The organism is Glycomyces tritici, assembly GCF_030403505.1.
Genome location: NZ_JAUEMJ010000007.1, coordinates 52797 through 75773, shown reverse-complemented (window position 1 = coordinate 75773; position 22977 = coordinate 52797). Strand labels below are relative to the sequence as shown.

Genomic DNA, 22977 nt, shown 5'->3' with positions numbered 1-22977 from the left:
GCTGGGGCTAAGCCCATTGTTCGACTTGCAAGCTTCGTCGAACGCAACCGGTGGATCGCATCATCCACGGGATTCCACACTAACACTTTCACCGTCGTTTTCCTCATCGACCCACGACGGTGCGTCGACGATCATGTCCGAGTACTGGCCGTCCTTGACGTGCGCGCGGGCCAGCACGCGGTGACTCATGATGACCGCCAAGGGAACCATCACGGCCAGGGCCGCGCCGAGGCTCATGAGGCCTTTGCCGAGGAGGAGGCCCGCGACGGCCGATCCCGCCACGGCGGCGGAGAACGCGGCGCGCAGCGGCGGGTACAGGCCGAAGGCGCGGCGCAGGCCGCCGCCCGGGCGCAGGAGGATCAGCCAGCAGTAGGCGCCGGCCATGACGGTGAGCACGCTCAGCGGCGAGGTGAAGACCGCCACGATGTTCGAGCCGATGCCGGAGGCGATGACCCCGTTCGTGTCCCCCAGCATGTCGCCCAGGAACGAGCCGAGTTCGCCGCGCTCGGCCTCAGGACGCTGGTAGTCGATCCAGGAGAGGCCGAAGAGCACCGCGACGCCCGCGAGGCCCGACCACACGAAGCGCGGGAACGTGACCCAGCCGCCGGTGGCCAGCGCCGCCGCGAGGCAGGTGCCGACGATGATGGCGACGGCCGCCGGGACGGAGTCGCCGAGGACCCCGGCCGAGGCGATGAGCACGCCGACGCAGCCGATCCCGGCCATCGCCGGGGATTGGAAGCGGCGCGGGAGCCGCCAGGACACGGTGGCGGCGAGCAGCCACAGCGAGGCGATGAACATGCCGGTGGCGACCGGCCCGAGCTCGTTCGAGGCGGAGTCGGCGACCGTGTAGTCGCCGAGGAGGGTCCCGAGCGGGTCCTCGGTGTGCAGGAGCATCGCCAGGACCGTGACGATGATCCCGAAGGCCGACACGGAGACCATGAGGCCGGCGGGCCCGTGGCGGCCGGGCAGGACGATCGCGAGGAACGCGCACACGACGGCGATGCCGAGCGCGGTGAGCGGCCCGACGATGCCCGGGTGCGCGGCCGACCACCAGCCGAAGAAGTCCGCGAGGATCGCGGCGGCCACGAAGAGGGCGCACACGAGCGCCGAGACGATGTTGAGCCGCATGAGCCACAGCGGCGGCGGCTTGACGCCGGGCTGCCCGGCGCGGCGCAGCAGCTGCAGCAGCGGCCAGGCCACGAAGGTCAGGGCGAGGAACAGGAGCACTTGGAGCCACTGGGTGGCCGGGGCCGCGACGGCGGCGGCCATGAGCCGCGAGTCGGTGTCGTCGAACACCGCCTGCCGGTCCTCATAGGTCTTCGAGTCGGCGGCGGCGCCGGCGGCCGTGCCGGTCACCGTGTCCGGCGGCGGCGAGTCCAGGAGCGTCAGGACGGTCGCGGTCAGGTCGGTGAGCCGGAGGTAGCCGGGCCGCTCGGCGGGCAGGTCGAGGAGGTTGTGGCCCTCCTCGGTCGCGAAGTTCGCGATGGTGGCGAGCAGTCGGTTCGGCTCGGCCACTTGGCCTATGCCGGTGATGATGAGCGCCGAGTCCTCGCCGCGGGCGGCCCGCAGCTCGCCGACGGTCTCGTCGAGGTTCGCGAGCGCCGCGGTCCGGGAGGCGGTCTCGACCGGCAGGATGCCGCCGTCCACGACGGTGAGCGGGCATTCGGTCAGGGCGTCCGCCAGGTCGTCGCCGCTGGGGACGCCCGGCCAGTACTCGCCGACGCGCCCGACCGAGTTCGCCGTGGCGTACGCCGCGCCGGGTCCGATCGCGGTCGCGCAGGTGGTGCCGGCGGCGAGCGTGCCGAGCTGGGTGCCCTGCTCGAGGTCGCGGTTGAGGGTCACGAGGTCGGTCATGTCCCCCACGGTCGCCGTGCCGTCCTCGACGCTGATCTGGTCGGACGAGACCGGGTCGCACTGCGCGCCCTGCCCGTACGGGTCGCTCACGGCGGGAGCGCCGGCCGAGAGGGTGAGCCAGCCGTCGAGGGCGCACGTGAAGCCGCGGCCCGAGTTCGTGTTCAGTTCGGCGAGCGAGCCGTCCTTCGCCAGTTCGGCGAGGTTCGGGGTCGTCTCGGAGTCGATGTCGGTCCAGGTGAGTCCGCTGACGCCCAGGAGCACGACCGAGTCGACGGTGGTGGGCAGCGCCTCCTCGCCGTCCTCCGGGAGCAGTTGGAAGATCGCCACGAAGGCGAGGACCGCGACGGCGAACCAGGCCCCGATCGGGCCCAGGTTCTCGGTGATGCCGCGGGCGACCGCCTTGCGGGCTTTGCGGGTCAAGCGCCCGGCATCGAGTTTTCGCGACACGGCGGCGCTATCTTCCCGTCAGTTCCAGGTACAGCGCGTCGAGCGAGTCGAGCATCTGGGCCTCGTCGGGCCAGGTGGCCGCCCGGGCGAGGCTCTTCTCCCCGTAGGCGGCGAGGCGGGCGGGGTCGTCGAGGAGGTCGCTCACGGCCCGGTCGAGGCCGTCCACGTCGCCGACCTCGAAGTAGAGGGCGGCGTCGCCCACGAGTTCGGGGATGCCGCCGGTGCGGGTGGTCACCAGCGGCACGCCGGCCTGCATGACCTCCTGCGCGAAGAGCTGGCGGGCCTCCCACTGGCTGGAGATGACGGCCAGGTCGGCGTCGGCGAGGAGTTCGGCGACGTCGGTGCGGTGGCCGAGCAGGCGCACGTCGGCCCCGGAGGCGTCGATGAGGCCTTGCAGGCGCGGCCGCTCGGGGCCGTCTCCGGCGATCACGACGACCGGCTGCCGGTCGAGCGCGGTCCAGCGCTGCGCGGCGCTGATGAGCGTGTCGTAGTCCTTCTGCGGGTGCAGGCGGCCGACGGAGAGCAGCAGCGGGCGGTCGCCGATGCCGAGTTCGGCGCGGACTGCGCCGGCGCCGCTCACGGCGACCCGCGGCGGGGCGGCCACGGGCGCGAGACGGGCGTCGCGGGCGCCGAGGTCGACCAGGTGCTCGTGGAGGTCCGAGGAGGCCGCGAGGGCCACGTCGACGCCGCGGGCGAGGCGCTTCTCGATCTGGTCGGAGACGCGGCGCTTGATCCCGGTGGTGATGAGCTGGTTGTGCCAGGTGGTGACGAGGGCGGCGCCGTTGGGGCGGGCCGCGAGCGCGGTGAGCCCGGCGGTGAGGCCGTGGGCGTGCACGAGGTCGACGCCGCGGCCGGTGATGCCGCGCAGGGCGTTCCGGGCCGACCACCAGGCGAGCGGGAGTTCGGGCGAGGGCTTGGCCGTGATCGGCGCGGACGCGAAGCGGGCGCCCTTGGCGCGGAAGCCGAAGCGCTCCTCGGTCTCGGGCGGGCCGACGACCAGGACGGCGTCGCCGCGTTCGACCAGGCCCGCCGCGAGCGACGCGACGTGCGTCCCGATGCCGCCTGTCGAGGGGCCGAGCACCAAGGCGATTCGGCGATGGCTCACTTGTCTGCTCCACTGGTCTCGTCGTGCACTGGGTCGTCAGGTGCGCTGTCGTCGAGTGCGCTGTCGTCGGGTTCTTCAGACGCTCGGATTATGCCAGCGCGTCGCAAGACGGGGCGCACCACACCGGATCCGCCGATGAGCGCGGCGACCCCGAGGTAGACGACGGCGACGGCGCCGCCGACGACGACGCCTTGCCAGAGGGCCGAGTAGAAGTTGCCGGCATGGCCCGACAGCGCGATGATCTCGCGGGAGGCCAGGACGGCCGCGACTGCGGCCACGACAGTGGCCAGCGCGGCCCTGGGAATGCCTCTCAGGCTCGCGGCGCCGGTGTGGCGGGCGATGGCGGCGGTGAGCGCCAAGCCGATGACGGTCATGCCGATCGACCAGGCGATCGCGAGGGCGAGGGTGCGGTCGGCGAGGGGCATGTTCTCGGAGAGGACGACGGCGGCCACGGCGGCGGCGGCCCAGCCGATCGAGGTAGCTCCGGCGGCGTACTTGTTGCGGCCGATGGCGTACAGGCCGCGGGAGTAGATCGCGAAGACCGAGTAGCCGAAGAGGCCGAATGCCAGGCCGGTGAGGGTGCCCTGGATCTGCATCTGGGTGTTGTCGCTCTTGTCGGCCGACACCGAGGAGAGGACGGTCGCGATGGGCTCGGCGAGTCCGGCGAGCGCGGCGACGCCGAGGCCGGAGAGCAGGAGGATCGCGCGGCCGGTCTGGGAGAGGCGGCGCTGATACCGGTCATGCTCGCCGAGTGAGAACGCTTCTGCCAGTACGGGGTACGCGGCGGTGGCGAGCGGGACCGCGAGGATGGCCCAGGGCAGGAGGAAGAAAGTCTGCGAGACGGTGAAGACCGCTACGGCGCCCGGGTCGGAGCTGCCGTTGGCGAGGCGGATGAGCAGGGCCTGGCACAGCTGCTGGGCGCCGACGGTAATGGCCCCGGCGATGGCGAGGGATTTCAGGCCGGAAGCGACGTGGGTGTCGAGCCGCCAGGCGGGCCGCAGATGGAGGCCGAGGCCGCGCAGCGGGAAGATGAGGCAGCCGGCGAGGACGGCGACGCCGCAGGTGGTGCCGAGGGCGAGGAACACGATGCCGTTCTGGCCCAGGTTCTCGACCTCGAACTCGCGTCCGGAGATCCCGCCGTAGATCACGTAGACCAGGGCCATCACGACGCTGGAGAGGAGCGGTGCGAGGGCGGGCCAGGCGAAGCGGCGGTGCGACTGGAGGATGCCGGTGAGGACGACCGCGACCCCGTAGAGCGGGATCTGGGGGGCGAAGAGGACGAGCATCTCGGTGGCGGCGTCGATCGTCGCTTCTCTGGCGATCGGGTCGGCGACCGCGTTGTTGTCCGGCATCAGCAGGACGATGATCGGGCGCGCGAAGGCCGCCACGAGCAGACCGGCGGGGATGAGGATGGTCAGCGCCCAGGTCATCAGCGCCGAGGCGATATGGCTGACCTGTTTGGGGTCGTTCCGGGCGAGCGGGGCGGCGAGGAGCGGGATCACCAGGGCGGCGAGGGCGCCGCCGGCGACGAGCTCGAAGATGATGTTCGGGATGGAGTTGGCGGTCTGGTAGGCGGTGCCGAGCGTTCCGAGGCCGATGGCCCACGTGAACACCATCGTCCGGCCGAATCCGGCCAGGCGGGAGGCGACGGTGATCGCACCGATGACCGAGGCGGCACGACCGACTTCGCGTCGGGTCTCGGTCAAGACTTCGTCCGACCCAGCTCGTCCAACTCCCGCAGCACGGGCGTCTCGGCTATCACTTTCGTGAAGCTCACTTTTTCGGAGGCGGCGATGAGGGCGGCGACGCCCGCGAGGGCGACGTGGCGGCCGATCATGCCGGTGCGGGCGATGTAGGCGAGGCCGAGGAGCGCGCCGAGGGCGTTCGCGCCGCCGTCGCCGAGCATGGTCTTGCCGTCGAGGTCGTCGGCCATCGCGGCGCCCGCGGCCGCGGAGACCGCGAGCGCGGTGTTGGCGCCGCCCGCGGCGGTGCGGCGGCGGGAGTTCTCGCCGACCGAGCGCGACAGGGGCGCGGAGGCGAGGGTGACGACCTTGAGGGCGCGGCCGGGCCGCAGGTCGAAGAGGTTGATCACATTGGCGGCGCCTGCGATGACGCCGCCGCCCACGCCGACGTTCCAGAGGCGGCGCACCAGCGGGCGGCGCTCGTCGGTGAGTTCGCCGTTCTGCAGGTCGATGAGGGCGGCCGAGGCGATGCCGGCGGTGGAGATGCCGAGGATCTTGATGAAGCCGGCGCTCAAGCGGCCCTTGAGGAGCGCGCCGACGTGGCCTTTGAAGCCCTTGGCCTTCTCGCCTTTGGCGTCGGCGATGTCGTCGTAAAGGCCGACCGCTCCGGCGGTGAGCCCTGCGGCGGCCGCGGCAGCGGCGTACGCCGGGGAGTTCGCCCCCAGCACCGCGCCTGCGGTGGCGCCCACGGTGATCCCCGGGCCTTCGGCCAGGGACACGGTGTCGCCCTTGTGGTTGACGCGTTCCAGTTCGGCCGCCCACTTGGAGCGGCGTACGGCGCTGATCGCGGCGATCGTGCCGCCCGCGGCGAGGCCTCCGATGAACGCCCGCCCTACCGTGCGCGTTAGCTGGCTCATGGGCGCGATACTAGGCCGCGCCGGGAAGCAGGTCTGAAGCGCCCTCCCCGGTGCCGAGGTGGTTGACCGTGCCGGTATTGATGAAATCGGCGAGCGCGGCGACCGCGGCGATCTGACCCTGGGTGATGGCGACGTTGTCGACGGTGGCGACGGTGTCGGCGTTCTCGGCCAGGAGCGTCTTGATCGGGTTGCCGTCGCCGGTGTCGGTCGTGGCCGCGTAGACCGTGGGGTCGTCGGCGGCGAACTCGTTGGTGAGGGCGACCATGCCGGCGTTGCGCTCGACGGCGTCGGAGTCGGTGGACCCGGGTCCGGCGAGGATGATGACGCCGTCGGCGACGCCCGTGGGCGCGGTCTCGACGGTGAGCATCTCCAGCTCGTTGAGGCCGGTGATGACCGTGGTGATGTCGGCGGGGGCGACCGTCACGGTCGTCCCGGCGGCTTCGCCGGTGGTGACGGCGGCGAGCACGTAGCTCATCGCGGTCACGCCGTCGTAGGTGACGGGCGTGGTCATGGTGTCGGGGGTGGTGCGCTCGGCGAGGTCGCCGAGGGTGCCGGTGTTGGCCGGGTCGAAGAAGTCGTCGAGGATCGAGATCCGGCCGGAGACGGTGGCCCCGGCGTAGCCGAGCATCTCGACGGTGCCGTCGACCTGGGCGGTGTCGGCGCCGGGGAGGGCGACGACGAGGACGTTCTTCGCGGTGAGCTGCCCGGCGAGGTAGGACGGGGCGACGGCGTTCGCGAACGCCTGGTCGTCCTCGAGGTCCTTCTCCATCTGCTCGGCCTGGTCCCGCAGCTGCTCGTTGCTGTCGCGCAGGCTCTGGATGTTGCTCTCGAAGGCCTCGATGGCGGGGCCGTTGAGGGCGGCCGTGCCGAGGATCAGGCCCACGGTGAGGGCGAGGAAGACCGCGGTGAGGCTCACCAGGTGGTAGCGGAAGTTGATCACGAGAACAGCCTTTGGATTTGGAAGAGCAGTCCGTCCCACCAGTCGGCGATGACGTCGACGAAGGAGCGGCCGACCGTGGAGATGGCCACGGCGGTGGCCATCGCGGCGAGCCCGGAGACGATGAGCAGGAGCAGGGCGGAGATCGACATGTCCTGGCGGTAGAGGCGCGAGACGCCCTTGGCGTCGACGAGCTTGCCGCCCACGCGCAGGCGCGTGAGGAACGTGGAGGCCATGCCGCCGCGTCCCTTGTCGAGGAACTCGACCATGGTGACGTGGGTGCCGACGGCGCAGATGAGCTCGGCGCCCTTCTCGTCGGCCATGAGCATCGCGATGTCCTCGGAGGTGGCCGCGGCCGGGAACGGGATCGCGGGGACCCCGAGCTTGTCCATCCGCTCCATGCCGGGGGCGCGCCCGTCGGCGTAGGCGTGGACGACGATCTCGGCGCCGCAGCGCAGGGCGTCGTCGGAGACCGAGTCCATGTCGCCGACGATCATGTCGGGCGTGTAGCCGGCTTCCAGGAGCGCGTCCGCGCCGCCGTCGACGCCCACGAGCACGGGCTTGAACTCGCGGATGTAGGGGCGGAGGACGTCGATGTCCTCTTTGTAGTTGTAGCCGCGGATGACGATGAGCGCGTGGCGGCCGTTGAAGGAGGTCTTCACATCGGGCACGCCCACGCCGTCGAGCAGGAGGTCCCGCTCGCGCTTGAGGTACTCCATGGTGTTGGCCGCGAAGGCCTCGAGCTGGATCGAGAGCCCTTCCTTGGCGGCCTCCATGTCGGCGCCGACCGTGGCCTCGGTCTGGACCGCGCCTTCGGCGATGAGGTCGCCGCCGGAGAAGATCTCCCCGGTCTCGATGTCCACCGAGACGGACCGGCCCTCGCGGACGCGGTCGAAGATCTCGTCGCCGACGCCGTCGATGAGGACGATCCCGGCCTTGACGAGCACTTCGGGGCCGAGGTTCGGGTAGCGGCCCGAGATCGACTTCGAGGCGTTGACGACCACCGGGACGCCGGTGCCGACCAGAGTGTCGGCGGCGACCCGGTCGAGGTCGACGTGGTCGATGATGGCGATGTCGCCGGGTTCGAGCCGGCCGCACAGCCGCTTCGTACGGCGGTCGAGGCGGGCGGTGCCGACCAGCCGATCATCGGAGGGGTCGCCCTCCGGGCTCCGCCCGGGCAAACGCAAGCTAGGTACACGCATCGTGCATCATCATGCCATCCGATCGCACGCGCCGCGGCGACGGCTCGCCGGGGCGGGCACCGCGAGCGACGCTTTGCTAGGACTTCATCTTCGCCGCTTCTGCCAGCAGTTCCTCGGCGTGGGCCACGCCCAGGTGCGAATCGGGCATGCCGGCGAGCATGCGAGCAAGCTCACGTGCGCGCGCCGCGTCGTCGACCACGCGCACGCCCGAGACCGTGACGGCCCCTGACGTGTCCTTCGAGACCACCAGGTGGCGGTCGGCGAAGGCCGCGACCTGCGGCAGGTGGGTGACGACGAGCACCTGGTGGCGGCGGGCGAGCTTGGCGAGGCAGCGGCCGATCTCGATCGCCGCGCCGCCGCCGACCCCGGCGTCGACCTCGTCGAACACGAGGACGGGCGGGCCGCCGATCTCGGCGAAGACCACTTCGATCGCGAGCATGACGCGGGAGAGCTCGCCGCCTGACGCGCCCTTGTGGAGGGCGGCGGGGAGGGAGCCCGGGTGCGGGCGCAGCAGAAGTTCGACCTCGTCGGCGCCGTCCTCAGTGGCGCCGGAGACGGTCATCTCGTCGCCGCCGGTCACCGTGAGGTCGATGCCGCCGCGGCCGGCCGGACGCGGCTCGACCGCGGCCGTGACCTCGGCGTGCGGCATCGCGAGGCCTTTGAGCTCGGCCGAGACCGAGGCGGAGAAGCGCTCGGCCGCGGCGCGGCGGGAGGCGCGCAGCTGCCCGGCGAGCTCGGCGGCCCGCGCGGTGAGCTCCGCGTGCTGCGATTCGAGTTCGGCGACGCGCTCGTCGGAGACGTCGAGCTCCCCGAGCCGTTTGGTGGCGTTCTCGGCCCAGGCCAGCACGCCGGGGAGGTCCTCGGCGTACTTGCGGAACAGGGTCTTCATGGCGGCCTGGCGCTGGTAGATCTCCTCCAGGCGCTGCGGGTCGGCCGAGAGGTCGTCGAGGTACGCGGAGAGGTCGACGGCGGCTTCGGCGAGGAGTGCGCCGGCCTCGGCGAGGCGCTCGGCGAACTCGGCGAGCTTGGGGTCGGCGTGGGCGTCGTGCTCCAGAGCGCGCGCAGCGGCGCCGACGGTGTCGGTCGCGCCGCCTTCGCCGGTGGCCGGGTCGCCGCTGATCGCGCCGTGCGCGGTGGCGGCGGCGAGGCGCAGGGCCTCGGCGTTCTCGAGGCGGCGGGCCTCTTCGGCGAGTTCGGCGTCCTCGCCTTCCTGCGGGTCGACGGCGGTGATCTCGTCGAGGCCCAGGCGCAGCATGTCGGCCTCGCGGGCCATCTCGCGGGCGCTGGTGCGCAGGCGGGAGAGCTCGGCGGCGCAGGCGCCGAGTTCATGGAAGACGGCGCGGTAGGCCTCGAGGACCTTGCCGTGGTCGGCCCCGGCGAAGCGGTCGAGCGCGGCCCGCTGCTCGGCGGGCTGCAGCAGCCGCATCTGGTCCGACTGGCCGTGCACCGAGATCGCCAGCTCGCCGAGTTCGGCCAGTACGCCGACGGGCGCGGAGCGGCCGCCGACCCAGGCCTTCGAACGGCCTTCAGAGGACACTGAGCGGGCTAGCAGCAGCTCGCCGTCCTCGAGGTCGGCCCCGGCCTCGATGGCGCGCTCCCGCAGTTCGAGGGCGTGCTCGCCCACGGCGAAGCGACCCTCCACAAGGGCTCGGTCAGCACCGAGGGGAGCACGGGAGGCACGACCGCCGAACAGCAGACCAAGACCGGCCACGACCATGGTCTTACCGGCGCCGGTTTCACCGGTGATGCAGGTCAGGCCGGAATCGAGCGGCAAGGTGGCGTCAGCGATCACGCCCAGATTCTGGATGCGAAGCTCCTCCAACACGCTTCGAAGCCTAGCCGGTCCGTCTGACAATCGGCGGCCGAGCGGCGGCGGATGCGTCTCAGATGCGGCCGTGACGCCAACCGTCAACGGGCAGAGAGAGTTTCGACACCAGGCGGGAGGCGAAGGGCTGGCCGGACATGCGCACCAGGCGCACCGGTCGGTCCGAGCGGCGGATCGTGACGGTGGAGCCGCTCGTGAGGCGGGTGAGCTCCTTGCCGTCCGCGATGAGCGCGCCCTCGGTGCCGACCGACTCCACGCCGATGCGGATCACCGAGGAGGAGTGCACCACCATCGGCTTGGCGAACAGGGCGTGCGCGTTCATGGGGACCACCACGAGGGCGTCCACATCGGGCCAGACCACCGGGCCGCCGGCCGACATCGCGTGCGCGGTCGAGCCGGTCGGCGAGGCGACCACGACGCCGTCGGAGCCGTAGCGGGAGATGCGGGTGCCGTCGATCTCGATGTACAGCTCGAGCATCCGCGCGGGCTCGGCCTTCTCCACCGCGATGTCGTTGAACGCCCAGGAGCGGTGCTGCTCGCCGTCGGTGCCCATGGCCTCGACGCCCAGCGCGGTCCGCTCCTCGACGGTGTACTCGCCGGCGAGGAGGCGCGAGACGACGGTCTCGAGTTCGCCGGTCTCGGCCTCGGCGAGGAAGCCGACCTTGCCGAAGTTGACGCCGAGCAGGGGCACGTCGGCCTCCGCGGCGACCTTCGCGGCGCGCAGCACGGTGCCGTCGCCGCCGAGGGCGAGCACGAGGTCCGCGTTCTCGCCGGTGACGTCGTCGCCGACCACGAGCGCGTCGGGGCGCAGGAGCGAGCGGGTCGCGCCGGAGCAGATCTTCACGGCGACGCCTTCCGCCTGCAGGGCGGCCGCGAGCTTGCCCGCGAGCTCGGCCACGTCCTGGCGGAGCGGGTGCGTCACCACGAGGACTCGGCTCGGCTTCTGCTGCGGCTCCACTCGCGCTCCTACTCAGACGGTTACAGGGCCTCGAACTGTACTCCAGGCGCCTTCACCGGGAGTATCGGAGAGCATACCCAGGATAACGCTTGCACCGAGCGGTTCGGCATGAAAGACCTGCCCCCGGCTTCCCTTGGGCGGCAAGCCGCTCAGCGATCTGGCCAGGTGTGATCCATTGCGGCACAATGTGTCCCCAACACCACCGGAACCAAGGGAGCCATTATGGCGACACGCAGACAACTCCTCGGCTACTCGGCGCTCACCGCCGCAGCGGCGGCCGGGCTCGCCACCGTCGGCCCCCGGGCGGCCGCCGCGAACGGCGCCCACGTCCCCGCCATCGTCATCGGGTCCGGCTACGGCGCGGCCGTCTCGGCCCTGCGCCTGGGCGAAACCGGCGTCCAGACCCTCGTCCTCGAAATGGGCCGCCTCTGGAACGAGCCGGGCGGGGACGGCAAGGTCTTCTGCAACATGACCAGCCCCGACGAGCGCAGCATGTGGTTCAAGCGCCGCACCGAAGCGCCCCTCTCCACCTTGCTCTGGCTCGACGTCGTCAACCGCGACATCGACCCCTACCCGGGCGTGCTCGACCGCATCAACTACGCGGACATGTCCGTCTACGTCGGACGCGGCGTCGGCGGCGGCTCGCTCGTCAACGGCGGCATGGCCGTCGTCCCCCGCCGCGACTACCTCGCCGAAGTCCTCCCCGGCCTCGACGCGGACCTGATGTACGACCGCTACTTCCCGCTCGCGCAAGCCGAACTCCAGGTCAACACCATCGACCCCGAGTTCTACCGGACCACCCCCTATTACCGGTTCAGCCGCGTGGCCGCCGCCCAGGCCGAGGCCGCAGGCCTGAAGACCGTGTTCGTGCCGGACGTGTACGACTTCGACTACATGGAGCGCGAGGCCGCCGGCACCGCCGAGAAGTCCGCCCTCGACGTCGAGGTCATGTACGGCAACAACCACGGCAAGATGAGCCTCGACAAGACCTACCTGGCCTCCGCGCTGGCGACGGGGAACGTCACCATCGCCGCCCGCCACCAGGTCACCGCCATCGAACTCGACGCCGACGGCAACTACGTGCTCACCGTCGAGCACCGCGGCGACGCGAACGAGCTCATCGAGTCCAAGCGGCTCACCTGCCGTCACCTGTTCCTCGGCGCGGGCAGCCTCGGCACCACCGAACTGCTCCTGCGCGCCCGCGAGACCGGCGCGCTCCCCGACCTGGACGAGTCCGTCGGCGCCGGCTGGGGCCCCAACGGGAACGTCATGACCGCCCGCGCCAACCACGCGTGGAACCCCACGGGTCTCAAGCAGTCCACGATCCCCGTCATGGGCATCGACGACTGGGACAACCCCGCGGCGCGGGTCTTCGCCGAGCTCGCGCCGCTCCCGGCCGGGATCGAGACCTGGATCAGCCTCTATCTGGCGATCACCGACAACCCCGAGCGCGGCCACTTCACGTACGACGCCGACGCCGACAGGGCCGTGCTCAACTGGAGCGGCGAGCAGTCCGAGCCGGGCGTGGCCGCCGCGAAGTCCCTGTTCGACCGCATCAACAGGAAGCACGGCACGTCGTACCGGTACGACCTGTTCGGCGACCATCGGGCCTTCGCCGCCGACTTCTGCTACCACCCGCTCGGCGGCTGCGTCCTCGGCGAGGCCACGGACGCGTACGGGCGCCTGAACGGCTACGAGCGGCTGTACGCCACCGACTCCTCGCTCATCCCCGGCTCGCTCGGCGTGAACCCGCTGGTGACGATCACGGCGCTGGCGGAGCGGAACCTGGAGGCGATCCTCGCCGCCGACTTCGCTTAGGGGCCTTCGCTAGGCGGGCACGCCGCAGGCCGCGTCGACGCCGGCGCGGTCGATCGGCTCGCCGCCGACGACCATGCGGCAGAAGAACTCTACGTTCCCCTTCGGGCCGGGCAGCGGGCTCGCGGCCACCGCGGTGGTGGTCCAGCCGAGCTGTCCGGCCTTCTCGACGACGTTCCAGACGGCGGCGGCGCGCTGCGCGGGGTCGGCCACGACCCCGCCCGCGCCGACCTGGCCCTTGCCGACCTCGAACTGCGGCTTGACCATCGGCAGCATCATGCCGCCGGGCTTCGTGCACGCGGCGAGCGCGGGCAGGACGAGTTCGAGTGAGATGAACGACAGGTCCCCCACCGTCAGGTCCACCTGCCCGCCGAGCAGTTCGGGGGTGAGGTGGCGGACGTTGGTGCGGTCGTGGACGACCACGCGCTCGTCGGTCTGGAGCTTCCAGGCGAGCTGGCCGTAGCCGACGTCGACGGCGAGCACCTCGGCCGCGCCGCGGCGCAGCAGGACGTCGGTGAAGCCGCCGGTGGAGGCCCCGGCGTCGAGCACGCGCAGGCCCTTCGGGTCCGCACCGAACGCGTCGAGGGCGCCGATGAGCTTGTGGGCGCCGCGGGAGACGTAGTCGTCCACGTCGCCGACGAGGCGGATGGAGTCGTCGCCGGTGACGCTCGTGGCGGGTTTCGTGGCGGGGATGCCGCGCAGGTGGATGCGGCCGGCCGCGATGAGTTCGCGGGCGTGCTCGCGGGAGCGGGCGATCTTGCGGCGCACGAGTTCGGCGTCGAGTCGGTAGCGCGTCGGCATGGCGCGGGATCGGTGCTTTCTAGTGGGTCTGGAGGCTAGGCGTCGTCGACGTTGCTGAGGATCTCGGAGAGGCGCTGCTGGACGCCTTCGAAGACCTGGACGTGCTCGGTGACGGGCAGGTCCGGCAGGGCTTCGAGGCGGCCCAGGGCCTCCTCGACCTCCATCTCGACATCGTCGGTGTCGGCGGAGGGCTGCAGGCGGTCGGCCAGGGCCCCCGGGCTCGGCGTATCGGTCATGCGTCCTCTTCCTCGTCGTCGATCGGCTCCATGGTGGCGGCGGAGGCGGACGAGGGGGTCTCGGCGGGGGCCGGGCGGCCGGGGCTCTTCTCGGCGGCGTTCGCGCGGGCCTCGGCTTCGGCGAGGCGGATCCGGAGGTCGCGGATCTGCTCTTCGGAGTGCTCGAGGCGCAGGTTGAGGTCGTCGAGGTCGGCATGGGTGGCGACGCCGAGGCGGGTGAGGCCCGCGTCGACCTCGGAGCGGATGAGGCGGCCGAGGTCGGAGGCGGTGCGCGTGCCGTGCTCGCGCATCTGCTCGGAGCCCGAGCGCAGGTCCTCGCGGACTTTGCCCGCGAATTCGCGGGCGCGGCGGCCGGGTTCGCCGGCCATGCCTAGAAATGAGTCGAAGTACGCGCGGGCGGAGTCCGTCATGGCGGTCCCACTCCCTTCAGGGTCTGCCGAGTCCGCGGGTTGGCGTCCCCGCCTCGGTGAGGCTCGCGAGCCGTAGTCTGGCTCTGGCGTCAACGGTACTGCCAAGCTACCGGTCCCCGGCCGTGCCCGCACGGCCGTACTGGCCGGTAACATTCTGACGGGGCGCACCGCCGCGCCCGCGCCGATCGAAACAGGAGGGCCCATGGCCACCATCGACGAATGCCGGACCGCACTCGAGCAGTTCGCGGAGAACCTCTCCTCGAACCCGAAGTCGGTGCGCAAGCTCCAGGGCTTCCAGCGGTCGCTCGCCGCCGACATCACCGACCTCTCGGTGTCCTTCAACGGCAAGTTCGACCAGGGCAAGCTGACCGGCATCACCGACGGCGACAACCCCGACGCGGAGATCCGCATGATCACCTCCTCGGACAACCTGCTCAAGCTCGTCGCCGGCGAGCTCGACTTCATGAAGGCCTTCACCGGGGGCCAGGTCAAGATCAAGGCGAACATGATGGACCTCATGAAGCTCCGCGGCGTGCTGTAGCCACTCGGCTCCGGTTCGCTTTGGGCCGCTTGCACGTGAGGTGCGCGGGCACGGGCCGTGAGGCCCGTCCCGCGCGGTCATGCCCAGAGCTGCGAGCCGTAAGGCCCCACGGCAGAGTCCGGATGGTCCAATGCGTCCCGGTCGGACGCAACGGCATTCGAGCCACGTTGTAATCTCTCGGCAGTCGAGCGCTTCGAGCTCAAGAACTATTCCGGGAGGACCGTATGGCCACTGTTGACGAATGCCGCAATGTGCTGGAGAAGATGGCGGGCAAGGTCGCCAGGAAGTCCGACGAGCTCGAGCTCGAAGAGGGCTTCGAGCGCACGCTGGCCGTTGAGATCACCGACCTGAAGCAGGCCTTCAGCGCCAAGCTCTCCGGCAACAAGCTCACCGACCTGCTCGACGGCGACGCCCCCGACGCTGAGGTGCGCATCCTGATCGCCTCTGACGACCTGATCGCCCTGTCGAAGAAGGAACTCAAGCCCGCCAAGGCGATCCTGACCGGCAAGATCAAGATCAAGGCCTCCGTCAAGGACCTCGCCAAGCTGCGCAAGGCCCTCAAGGTCGACTAAGCACCCGCCATCGACGTAAGGCGCTGCGCCCCACCGGCACAGCGCCGCCGAAGAAAACGAAGCCCGGACTGCGGCAGTCCGGGCTTCATGCTTGTCCCCTGCTAGATCGACAGGAGCTTCTCCGCGGCCGCGCCCACCGGGACCGGCGCCGAGGTCGGGTCGTAGCCCGCCATATCGGCTGCGGCCCAGCTCAACTCGCAGAGCGCCCGCCACGCGTCCAGGTCGGCGCCCTCGCCGCTGAGGCTGATCTTCTTGCCCTCCAAGGTCGCCGTCCAGCCGCCGCACTCGATGCGGTCGACCGCGTCGTTCCAGTCGGGCTCGGGGTGCGGCTCGGTCAGCGCCGCAAGGCTCCAGCCGAGGTAGGTCGGCCGCTGCTCGGGCGGCAGCGCCAGCGCCGAACGCGGCGAGGCGACACCGGTGAACACCAGCAGGGAGTCGATGCCCGCCCGGTTGGCGCCCTCGATGTCCGAGTCCGGCCGGTCGCCGACCATGACCGCGCGGGCACCGGGCTTGCGCGCCAGCGCGGACCGGTAGATCCCCGGCTCGGGCTTCCCTGCCACGACATCGGGCCCGCGGCCCAGCGCCGTGGCGATCGCGCCCGCCAGAGCGCCCGTACCGGGCAGCGGACCGTCCGGTGTGGGCAGGGTGGCGTCGAGGTTCGTGGCGACCCAGAGCGCGCCGTTGCGGGCGGCGATGGTCAGGTCCGCGAGGTCCCGCCACGTCAGCGACGGGATCATGCCGTAGCCGATGCCTTGGGCCGCTTTGGGGTCCGTCGTCGCGACCAGGCCCTGGGACTCTACTGCGTTGCGCAGCGCCTCAGAGCCGGTCACGAGGATCAGGGCGCCTTCGCCGAGGCGCTCGCGCAGGATCTCGGCCACGACCTGCGCCGAGGTGAGCACCTGGGACTCCTCGGCTGGGATGTCCATGCCGCGCAAGGCCTCGGCGACCACCTGCGGGCTCCGGGAGGCGTTGTTGGTGACGAACACCGGGTCGCAGTCGAGCCCCGGAAGGGCCGCGAGGGTCGCGGCCGCTTCCGGGATCGGCTGACTGAGCAGGTAGACGACACCGTCGAGGTCGAGCAGCGCTTGGTCGTAAGCGCCGGCGAGTGCCTCAGGCGCGCCTTTCAGTCGGGTCATCAGATTCCTCAGCGTCAGGGGTCGACCCGGCGCTGGAGGACGCCGGCGTCGCGAACGGAGTGGTCGAAGGCGGCGCGGGCGTCGTCTCGGTCCTCACGTCGTCCTTGACGTCGGCCTCGGACTCCTCGTCGTCTTCGAAGTCTTCTTCGTCGTCGTCGAAGTCGTCGCCATCGTCGTCGTCGTAGTCGTCTTCGTCCTCGAGGTCGTCGTCCTCGTCGTCCTCGTCGTCGTCGTCATCGAGGTCGTCGTCGTCCTCGTCGTCGAATTCCTCGTCGTCCTCGTCGTACTCTTCGACGACGATGCCTTCGAGCTCGAGCAGGCGCTCGGCGGCGCCGGTGTCGCCGGTCTCGTCGGCGGCGACCGCCTTCGAGAGCCATTCGCGGGCTTCGTCTTCACGGCCGTCGGCCAGCAGGCCCTCGGCGTAGGCGTAGCGGAGGCGGGCGACCCACGGCTCGGTCTTCGGCGAGTTGAGCCCGCCGACCTTCAGCATCGCGGTCGCGGCCTCGCCCATGCCCATGTCGCGGCGGGCGCCGGAGGCGACGATGAGCAGTTCGACCCGCACTTCGGGGTCGACGCTCTCGTCGCTGCCGAACTCGCGGTAGAGGTCGATCGCGCGCTCGGGGTGCCCAAGGGCGCGTTCGCAGTCGGCGATGAGCGCCACGTGGTCGTGCGTGCCGCCCAGGCGCTGCGCGGCGCGCAGCTCGTTGACGGCCAGCTGCCACTCCTCGGCGCCGTACGCGGCCACACCGGTGACCTCGCGGACCACGGCCACGCGGGACGCCTTGCGGCGGGCGTAGCGGGCCTGCTCGAGCGCGCCTTCGATGTCGTCCTCGGCGAGGAGCGCGGCAGCGGCGAGGAGCCGGTTGCCGACGGCCTCGGCGAGCTGCTTGTTCAAGCTGCGCAGCCCGGCCTTGGTCTCCTTGTCGAGCTGGTCGAAGCCGTACTCGACGCCTTCGGGGAGGTCGGGCGCCTCGTCGGACTCGCCCATGCGGATCGGGCCCTCGTGCCCGGCCTCGCGCTCCTCGAGCGGACGCAGGTTGTCCTTGCCGCGGCGCTCCTTGCCGTCGCGGCCGAAGCGGTCGTCGCCCCGGTCGTCACGGCGCGGACGGTCGTCGCGGTCGAACCGGCGCTGGCCTTGGCCCTCGCGGTTCTCGAACTTGCGCGGCCGGTCGTCGTCGCGGCGGGGGCGGTCGTCCCGGTCGAAGCGGCGGGGACGGTCGTCCCGGTCGAAGCGGCGGGGACGGTCGTCGCCGTCGCGGCGCGGGCGGTCCTCACTGCCTTCGAACCGGCGCGGGCCCTGGCCCTCGCGGTTCTCGAACTTGCGCGGGCGGTCGTCATCGCGGGCCGGTCGGTCGGAACGGTCCTCGAACCGGCGCGGACGGTCGTCCTCGCGGCGGGGACGGTCGTCCCGGTTGCCCTCGAAGCGGCGCGGTCCGCGGTCGTCGCGGTTGAAGCCGCCACTGCGGTTGTCACCGTCGCGGCGGGGACGGTCGTCACGGTTGCCTTCGAAGCGGCGCGGTCCGCGGTCGTCGCGGTTGTAGCCACCGCGGCTGTCGCCGTCACGGCGGGGGCGGTCATCGCGGTTGCCTTCGAAACGACGCGGACGGTCGTCGCGGTTAAAACCACCACCGCGGTTGTCGCGGTTGTAACCACCGCTGCGGCCGTCCCGGTTGTAGCCGCCGCTGCGGCCGCCGTCGCCGTCGCGGCGCGGTCCGCGGTCGTCGCGGTTGTAACCACCGCGGCTGTCGCCGTCGCGGCGCGGGCCGCGGTCATCGCGGTTGAACCCGCCGCTGCGCGGCCGGTCGTCGCGGTTGTAGCCACCACTGCGCCCGCCGCGGTCGTCACGGCTGTAGCCGCCGCTGCGGCCCCCGTCGCCATCGCGGCGCGGGCGGTCGTCGCGGCTGCCTTCGAAGCGGCGCGGGCCGCGGTCATCGCGGTTGTACCCGCCACTGCGGCCACCGCGGTCGTCACGGCTGTAGCCGCCGCTGCGGCCCCCGTCGCCGTCACGGCGCGGGCGGTCGTCGCGGTTGTAGCCGCCACTGCGGCTGTCGCGGTTAAAGCCACCGCCACGGCTGTCGCCGTCCCGGCGCGGCCGGTCATCACGGCTGCCTTCGAAGCGGCGCGGGCCGCCCCGGTCGTCGCGGTTGTACCCGCCGCTGCGGTTGTCGCGGTTGTAGCCGCCACTGCGGCCCCCGTCGCCCTCACGGCGAGGACGGTCGTCCCGGTCATCGTAGCGCCGCGGGCGGTCATCGCGGCCTTCACTGCGGCCGTAGCCGCCCCGGCTGTCCCCTCGGCCGTCCTGGCGGTTGTACCCGCCGCTGCGGCCCGAACGGTCGCCGTAGCCGCCGCCCTCGCGACGGCCGTAGCCGCCTCGTCGGTCATCTTCACCCTTGCGGGCGCGGCCGTCTTCAGCCACTCGATTCTCCCCCTCTATTCACCGCGACAAAACCAGCCAAGTGTATGCCTCAGCCGACTACCTCGAACCCGGCGACGGTCTTCTTGCCGCGCCGGATCACTCCGTACCGTCCGTGAAGCAGGTCAGAAGGGTCGATAACGGCCGCAGGATCACTCACCCGGACGTTGTTCAGGTAGGCCCCGCCCTCCTTCGCGGCGCGGCGGGCCTCGCCCAGGCTCGCGACCACGCCGGACTCCTTCATGGCCTCGGCCACCGTGACGCCTGGCTTCGTGAACTCCGCCAGGCCCGCCTCGACGAGCGCGGCGCGCAGCGTCGACTCGGGCAGCTCGGCGAGCTCGCCGCGGCCGAACAGCGCCTGCGAGGCGGCCACGACATGCGCGGTCTCCTCGGCGCCGTGCAGCAGCGAGGTCATCTCCTCCGCGAGCGCCTTCTGCGCGAGACGCGCGGCGGGCTTCTCAGCGGTCGCCCGCTCCAGCTCCTCGATCTCCTCATGGGACTTGAACGAGAAGTACTTCAGGTAGCCCACCACGTCGGCGTCGGCCGAGTTCACCCAGAACTGGTAGAACGCGTACGGGCTGGTCAGCTCGGGATCGAGCCAGACGGCCCCGCCTTCGGTCTTGCCGAACTTCGTGCCGTCGGCCTTGAGGACCAGCGGGGTGACGAAGGCGTGGACGTGCTCGGCGGCCTTGCGGCGCACGAAGTCCACGCCCGCGGTGATGTTGCCCCACTGGTCGGACCCTCCGAACTGGAGGGAGCAGCCGTGGCGGCGGTGCAGCTCGTAGAAGTCGTTGGACTGCAGCAGCTGGTAGGAGAACTCGGTGAAGGAGATGCCGGATTCGAGCCGGGCCTTCACGACCTCGCGGGCGAGCATCTTCGAGACCGGGAAGTGCTTGCCGACGTCCCGGAGGAACTCCACGACGCCCATCTCGCTGGTCCAGTCGAGGTTGTTGACCGGGATCGCGCCGTTCTCGCCGTCGTAGGTGACGAACGGGGCGAGCTGCCCCCGGATCTTCTCGACCCATCCGGCCACGACCTCGGGCGGGTTGATGCTGCGCTCCCCCGCCTCCTTGGGGTCGCCGATCTGGCCGGTCGCGCCGCCCACGAGCAGCAGCGGCCTCAGGCCCGCCTGCTGGAGGCGGCGGGCGGTGATGACCTGCATGAGGTGGCCGACGTGCAGGCTGACCGCGGTCGGGTCGAAGCCCACATAGAAGGTCACCTGGCCCGCGTCGATGTGCTCGCGGAGAGCGTCGATGCCGGTGGAGTCCTGGATGAGGCCGCGCCATGCGAAGTCGTCGAGAATATGCACGCCCTCATTGTGCCCTAGCGGGCGAAGCGCTTTTCGGGCTCCGAGGCCGGTCGTGACCCTGCCGTCAGGCCTCCGCGTGCCGCCCCGCCTCGCCGAGCGCCAGCGCGACCTCGATCTGGACGCGCAGCTCAAGGGCCGCATTGGTCTTCGCGACCTGCTTGGTCGGGCCCTTGCCCTCGGCCGCGACGTGCTCGTCGGAGACCTGCAGCCGCCCTTCCGCACGGCAGGTGAAGACCCGCTCGTGCGAGGGGCCGTCGACCGAGAAATCCCAGGTGAGCGGCTTGATCAGACCGCGTGCGGCGTAGATCTGGACCGCTTCGGCCGGGTTGACCGCGGCGTCCACGAGGAGCTTCTTCGGGCCCTCAGTGCGCGGCTTGGCCACCGCGTCAGAGGACGGGTCGGGCAGGCCCGCCAGCGCGGCGACGAGCGCCAGGGCGGCCTGGTTGCGGGCTTCCTTCTTGTTGCGCTGCAGGCGCTTCGGCGAGTCGACCTGCTCGTCGCCGTAGCGGATGGAGACCTGCGCGGAGAAGAGCGGGCCCTCGAAGCCGGGCTCGTCCTCGACGGTCCAGAGCACGTTCGTCTCGTTGCTGACGGGGCCGCCGAGGCGGTCCTGGAGGTAGACGTTGACGATCGACTGGGCCTGCTGGGGCTCGTCGGCGAGCATCCGGTTCATGCGCTCGCGCAGCGGTTCGAACTCGCCGCGGCCGTAGAGGTAGACGGAGGCGAACTCGCGGAGCTGGAGTTCGCGGGCGTCGAGGCGGCGGGCGGTGTCCTCGGCGAGCCCGGCCGGGTGCTCGCCGCGCTCGACGGCGAACTGGAGGACGCGGGCGTACTGCTTGTAGGGCAGGGCGGTGAAGTCGGCGGCCGCGGCGTGCTTCGCGGTCTGCTCGTGGGCCTTCTGCTTGAAGTACTCGGCTTTGGCGCGGCGCTCCTCCTCGACGCGCTCGTTCACGTGCGCCGCGATGGCGTCGAGCTCTTCGGCGGGGTAGGGGCTCGGGCGGCCGAGGGCGGCGGCGAGCAGGATGCGCTGGACGACGAGGTCGGGGTAGCGGCGGATGGGGCTGGTCGCGTGCGTGTACGCGGGCAGCTGAAGTCCGTGGTGGCCGTGCACGGTGGGGCCGTAGGTCGCGGCGCGGGCGACCATGCGCATGCGGGCGCGGAGCATCTCGAAGGCGGCGCCGTCGCCGCTGGCGGCGATCGAGTCGAGCTCGGCGCGCAGTTCCGCGGGGTCGCCGGCGACGGCGGCGAGGCGGTGGTTGCGGAAGAGGATCGGCAGGTCCTCGCGCACGGCCCAGGAGGCGATCTGCGCGTTGGCGGCGATCATGAACTCCTGCACGATGATGTAGCCGGAGTTGCGCATCGAGCTGTCGAGCCGGACGAGCTGGCCCTCCTCGTTGGTGGCGAAGCCGGAGAGGAGGTCGTAGAACGCGAGTGCGCCGGCGTTGCGGCGGGCGGCGAGCATCGTCTGGGCGAAGCGCAGGGCGAGCGCGAGCGTGCCGTGGAGGGGGTGGGTGTCGTCGTTCGCGGCGGTCGCGGCCTCGCCGTGGGTCATGATCCACGACCGGGTGAGGCGTCCGGGGCCGAGTTCGGCGGTGAGCACGCGGCCGGCGGCGTCGAGTCTGAGGTGGACGGCGAAGGTGTCGTTCTCGCGGCCGGGTTCGAGGGAGGCGGCTTCGACGACGGGCGCGGGGAGCATGTGCTTGGTGTGCTCGGGCCGGTAGCGGGTGTGGACGCGGCGGTGGGCCTCGGTGTCGGCGCGGCCGCCGGTGGTGACGTGGTCGGCGACCCGGGCGATGTGGACCCAGACGTCGAAGCCGTCGCCGTGGGGCTCGATCCAGATGGCGTCGTCGCGATCGACCGTGGTGGCGGCGTCGATCATGATCCCGGTCTCGGCGGGGTTGTGCTCGACCAACTGCGCTCCTCGTTCGTCTCGCGCCATATCGTAGCGGGCAGCTCACTCGCATCGTTTCCCGTCTCGGGAAAGGTTGCGGGGCCGCGACACCTTGCAGGAGAGCGCGAGCGCTTTGGACGAGTGCGCCGACGCGGCGAGAGGGACCGAGCGCCGAGCGCTCGGTCCCTCTCGACGGTCCGTTCGGTCAGGGGCGCAGGTCCCAGGTCTCCAGTCGTCCGCACATGCCCCACTTGCCCACCGCGTCCCCGGCGTTGCCGGCGTGGGCGTCGCACAGGTGGGTCGCGTCGGCCCGCTCGAGGGCGTCCAGGTGGGCGCCCGTGGCGTCGGCCTGGGCCTTGGGCCCTGCCGCCCAGATCCGCCGCCAGGTCTCGGCGCGGCCCGAGACGAGCTGTGCCGCCTTGTCCCACAAGGGCTTCATGGCCGCGGGGCCCTCGGCCTCGACGCGTTCGCGCAGGGCGAGGTAGCCGTCGATCGCGAGGTCCCGGCGGGCCCGGGTGGCCTCGCCGCGCTGGCTCTCGGTGAGCCCTTCGGCGGCCGGTGCCGTCGCGGCGGCCCGGTAGGCCTCCGGGTCGGCAAGGGTCGCTTCGGGAAAGGTGAACACGGCGTCCCCGGCCTCGGGGATGCCGGCGTTCTGCATGACCACGACGACCTGGAGGTCGCCCGAGCCGTTGACCGCGCGGTGGACCGTCCCGGGGGTGAACCACAGGACGGTCCCGCGCTTGAGCTCGTGGCGCTCGAAGCCGTTCCCCGAGAGCGTCTCCACCGCTCCGGTGCCGCCGACGACGACGTAGCCCTCGGTGGAGGCGGTGTGGAGGTGCGGGCTGCCGCCCGCCTGCCCGTCGGCCGCGGGCCAGTCGTAGACCGAGACGAGGGAGACGGCCGTGCCGCCCGGGAAGCCGCTCATC

At 71.6% G+C, this 22977-nt stretch carries 19 protein-coding genes; 3 read left to right on the top strand and 16 right to left on the bottom strand.

Annotated features, from left to right (window positions below; translation table 11 throughout):
* Window positions 1–60: 60 nt before the first annotated feature.
* From QWI33_RS20785 to QWI33_RS20750, 8 genes are all read right to left on the bottom strand, one after another.
* Window positions 61–2274 carry a hypothetical protein gene (locus tag QWI33_RS20785; RefSeq protein ID WP_289958255.1) on the bottom strand — a complete coding sequence of 738 codons (2214 nt, stop codon included), beginning with the start codon at window positions 2272–2274 and terminating at the stop codon, window positions 61–63.
* Window positions 2275–2308: 34 nt separating this feature from the next.
* Window positions 2309–3406: a glycosyltransferase family 4 protein gene (locus tag QWI33_RS20780; RefSeq protein WP_289958256.1), complete on the bottom strand. Its 1098-nt coding sequence runs from the start codon at window positions 3404–3406 to the stop codon at window positions 2309–2311.
* Window positions 3403–5112 (bottom strand): murein biosynthesis integral membrane protein MurJ, encoded by a 1710-nt coding sequence (murJ, locus tag QWI33_RS20775; protein ID WP_289958257.1) that lies wholly within the window; start codon window positions 5110–5112, stop codon window positions 3403–3405. The genes QWI33_RS20780 and murJ overlap by 4 nt, the downstream gene beginning before the upstream one ends.
* A complete protein-coding gene (locus QWI33_RS20770; RefSeq protein ID WP_289958258.1) occupies window positions 5109–6005 on the bottom strand; it encodes a hypothetical protein in 897 nt (298 codons plus the stop codon). Before QWI33_RS20770 ends, murJ begins: the two co-directional genes overlap by 4 nt.
* A 10-nt stretch (window positions 6006–6015) precedes the next feature.
* Window positions 6016–6945, bottom strand: coding sequence for a copper transporter (locus QWI33_RS20765; RefSeq protein WP_289958259.1), 930 nt, complete (start codon window positions 6943–6945; stop codon window positions 6016–6018).
* Window positions 6942–8144 (bottom strand): putative cytokinetic ring protein SteA, encoded by a 1203-nt coding sequence (gene steA / locus QWI33_RS20760; RefSeq protein WP_289958260.1) that lies wholly within the window; start codon window positions 8142–8144, stop codon window positions 6942–6944. The genes QWI33_RS20765 and steA overlap by 4 nt, the downstream gene beginning before the upstream one ends.
* A gap of 76 nt (window positions 8145–8220) precedes the next feature.
* The gene (gene recN, locus QWI33_RS20755; RefSeq protein ID WP_289958261.1) at window positions 8221–9969 is read right to left on the bottom strand and encodes a DNA repair protein RecN; all 1749 of its coding nucleotides are present in this window, start codon (window positions 9967–9969) and stop codon (window positions 8221–8223) included.
* A 58-nt stretch (window positions 9970–10027) separates the two neighbouring features.
* On the bottom strand, window positions 10028–10927 hold the full coding sequence (locus tag QWI33_RS20750; RefSeq protein WP_289958262.1) for an NAD kinase: 900 nt from the start codon (window positions 10925–10927) through the stop codon (window positions 10028–10030).
* A gap of 222 nt (window positions 10928–11149) precedes the next feature.
* Here QWI33_RS20750 and QWI33_RS20745 point away from each other — a divergent pair, with 222 nt between their 5' ends.
* Window positions 11150–12745, top strand: a complete 1596-nt coding sequence (locus QWI33_RS20745) for a GMC oxidoreductase (RefSeq protein ID WP_289958263.1) — start codon at window positions 11150–11152, stop codon at window positions 12743–12745.
* 9 nt (window positions 12746–12754) lie between these two features.
* On the opposite strand, the gene QWI33_RS20740 is transcribed toward QWI33_RS20745, so the two are convergent.
* From QWI33_RS20740 to QWI33_RS20730, 3 genes are read right to left on the bottom strand one after another with little or no spacing between them, the layout of a single operon-like run.
* Window positions 12755–13543 (bottom strand): TlyA family RNA methyltransferase, encoded by a 789-nt coding sequence (locus QWI33_RS20740; RefSeq protein WP_289958264.1) that lies wholly within the window; start codon window positions 13541–13543, stop codon window positions 12755–12757.
* Between the two features lie 35 nt (window positions 13544–13578).
* Window positions 13579–13779 carry a hypothetical protein gene (locus QWI33_RS20735; protein WP_289958265.1) on the bottom strand — a complete coding sequence of 67 codons (201 nt, stop codon included), beginning with the start codon at window positions 13777–13779 and terminating at the stop codon, window positions 13579–13581.
* Window positions 13776–14189 carry a phasin family protein gene (locus QWI33_RS20730; RefSeq protein ID WP_289958266.1) on the bottom strand — a complete coding sequence of 138 codons (414 nt, stop codon included), beginning with the start codon at window positions 14187–14189 and terminating at the stop codon, window positions 13776–13778. The genes QWI33_RS20735 and QWI33_RS20730 overlap by 4 nt, the downstream gene beginning before the upstream one ends.
* Before the next feature lie 202 nt (window positions 14190–14391).
* Here QWI33_RS20730 and QWI33_RS20725 point away from each other — a divergent pair, with 202 nt between their 5' ends.
* Together QWI33_RS20725 and QWI33_RS20720 are read left to right on the top strand one after the other, a co-directional pair.
* On the top strand, window positions 14392–14730 hold the full coding sequence (locus QWI33_RS20725) for an SCP2 sterol-binding domain-containing protein (RefSeq protein ID WP_289958267.1): 339 nt from the start codon (window positions 14392–14394) through the stop codon (window positions 14728–14730).
* Window positions 14731–14954: 224 nt separating this feature from the next.
* Entirely contained in the window at window positions 14955–15302 is a 348-nt protein-coding gene (locus tag QWI33_RS20720) for an SCP2 sterol-binding domain-containing protein (protein WP_289958268.1), read from the top strand.
* 101 nt (window positions 15303–15403) lie between these two features.
* On the opposite strand, the gene QWI33_RS20715 is transcribed toward QWI33_RS20720, so the two are convergent.
* The 5 genes from QWI33_RS20715 to QWI33_RS20695 form a co-directional block, all read right to left on the bottom strand.
* Window positions 15404–16438, bottom strand: a complete 1035-nt coding sequence (locus QWI33_RS20715) for an HAD-IIA family hydrolase (RefSeq protein ID WP_289958269.1) — start codon at window positions 16436–16438, stop codon at window positions 15404–15406.
* Complete coding sequence (locus tag QWI33_RS20710) at window positions 16413–18854, bottom strand: hypothetical protein (protein WP_289958270.1); 2442 nt, start codon at window positions 18852–18854, stop codon at window positions 16413–16415. The genes QWI33_RS20715 and QWI33_RS20710 overlap by 26 nt, the downstream gene beginning before the upstream one ends.
* Before the next feature lie 49 nt (window positions 18855–18903).
* Entirely contained in the window at window positions 18904–20160 is a 1257-nt protein-coding gene (gene tyrS / locus QWI33_RS20705; RefSeq protein ID WP_289958271.1) for a tyrosine--tRNA ligase, read from the bottom strand.
* A 64-nt stretch (window positions 20161–20224) separates the two neighbouring features.
* Window positions 20225–22072 carry an RNB domain-containing ribonuclease gene (locus tag QWI33_RS20700; RefSeq protein ID WP_289958272.1) on the bottom strand — a complete coding sequence of 616 codons (1848 nt, stop codon included), beginning with the start codon at window positions 22070–22072 and terminating at the stop codon, window positions 20225–20227.
* A 184-nt stretch (window positions 22073–22256) separates the two neighbouring features.
* Window positions 22257–22976, bottom strand: coding sequence for a cupin domain-containing protein (locus QWI33_RS20695; protein WP_289958273.1), 720 nt, complete (start codon window positions 22974–22976; stop codon window positions 22257–22259).
* Window position 22977 lies beyond the last annotated feature (1 nt).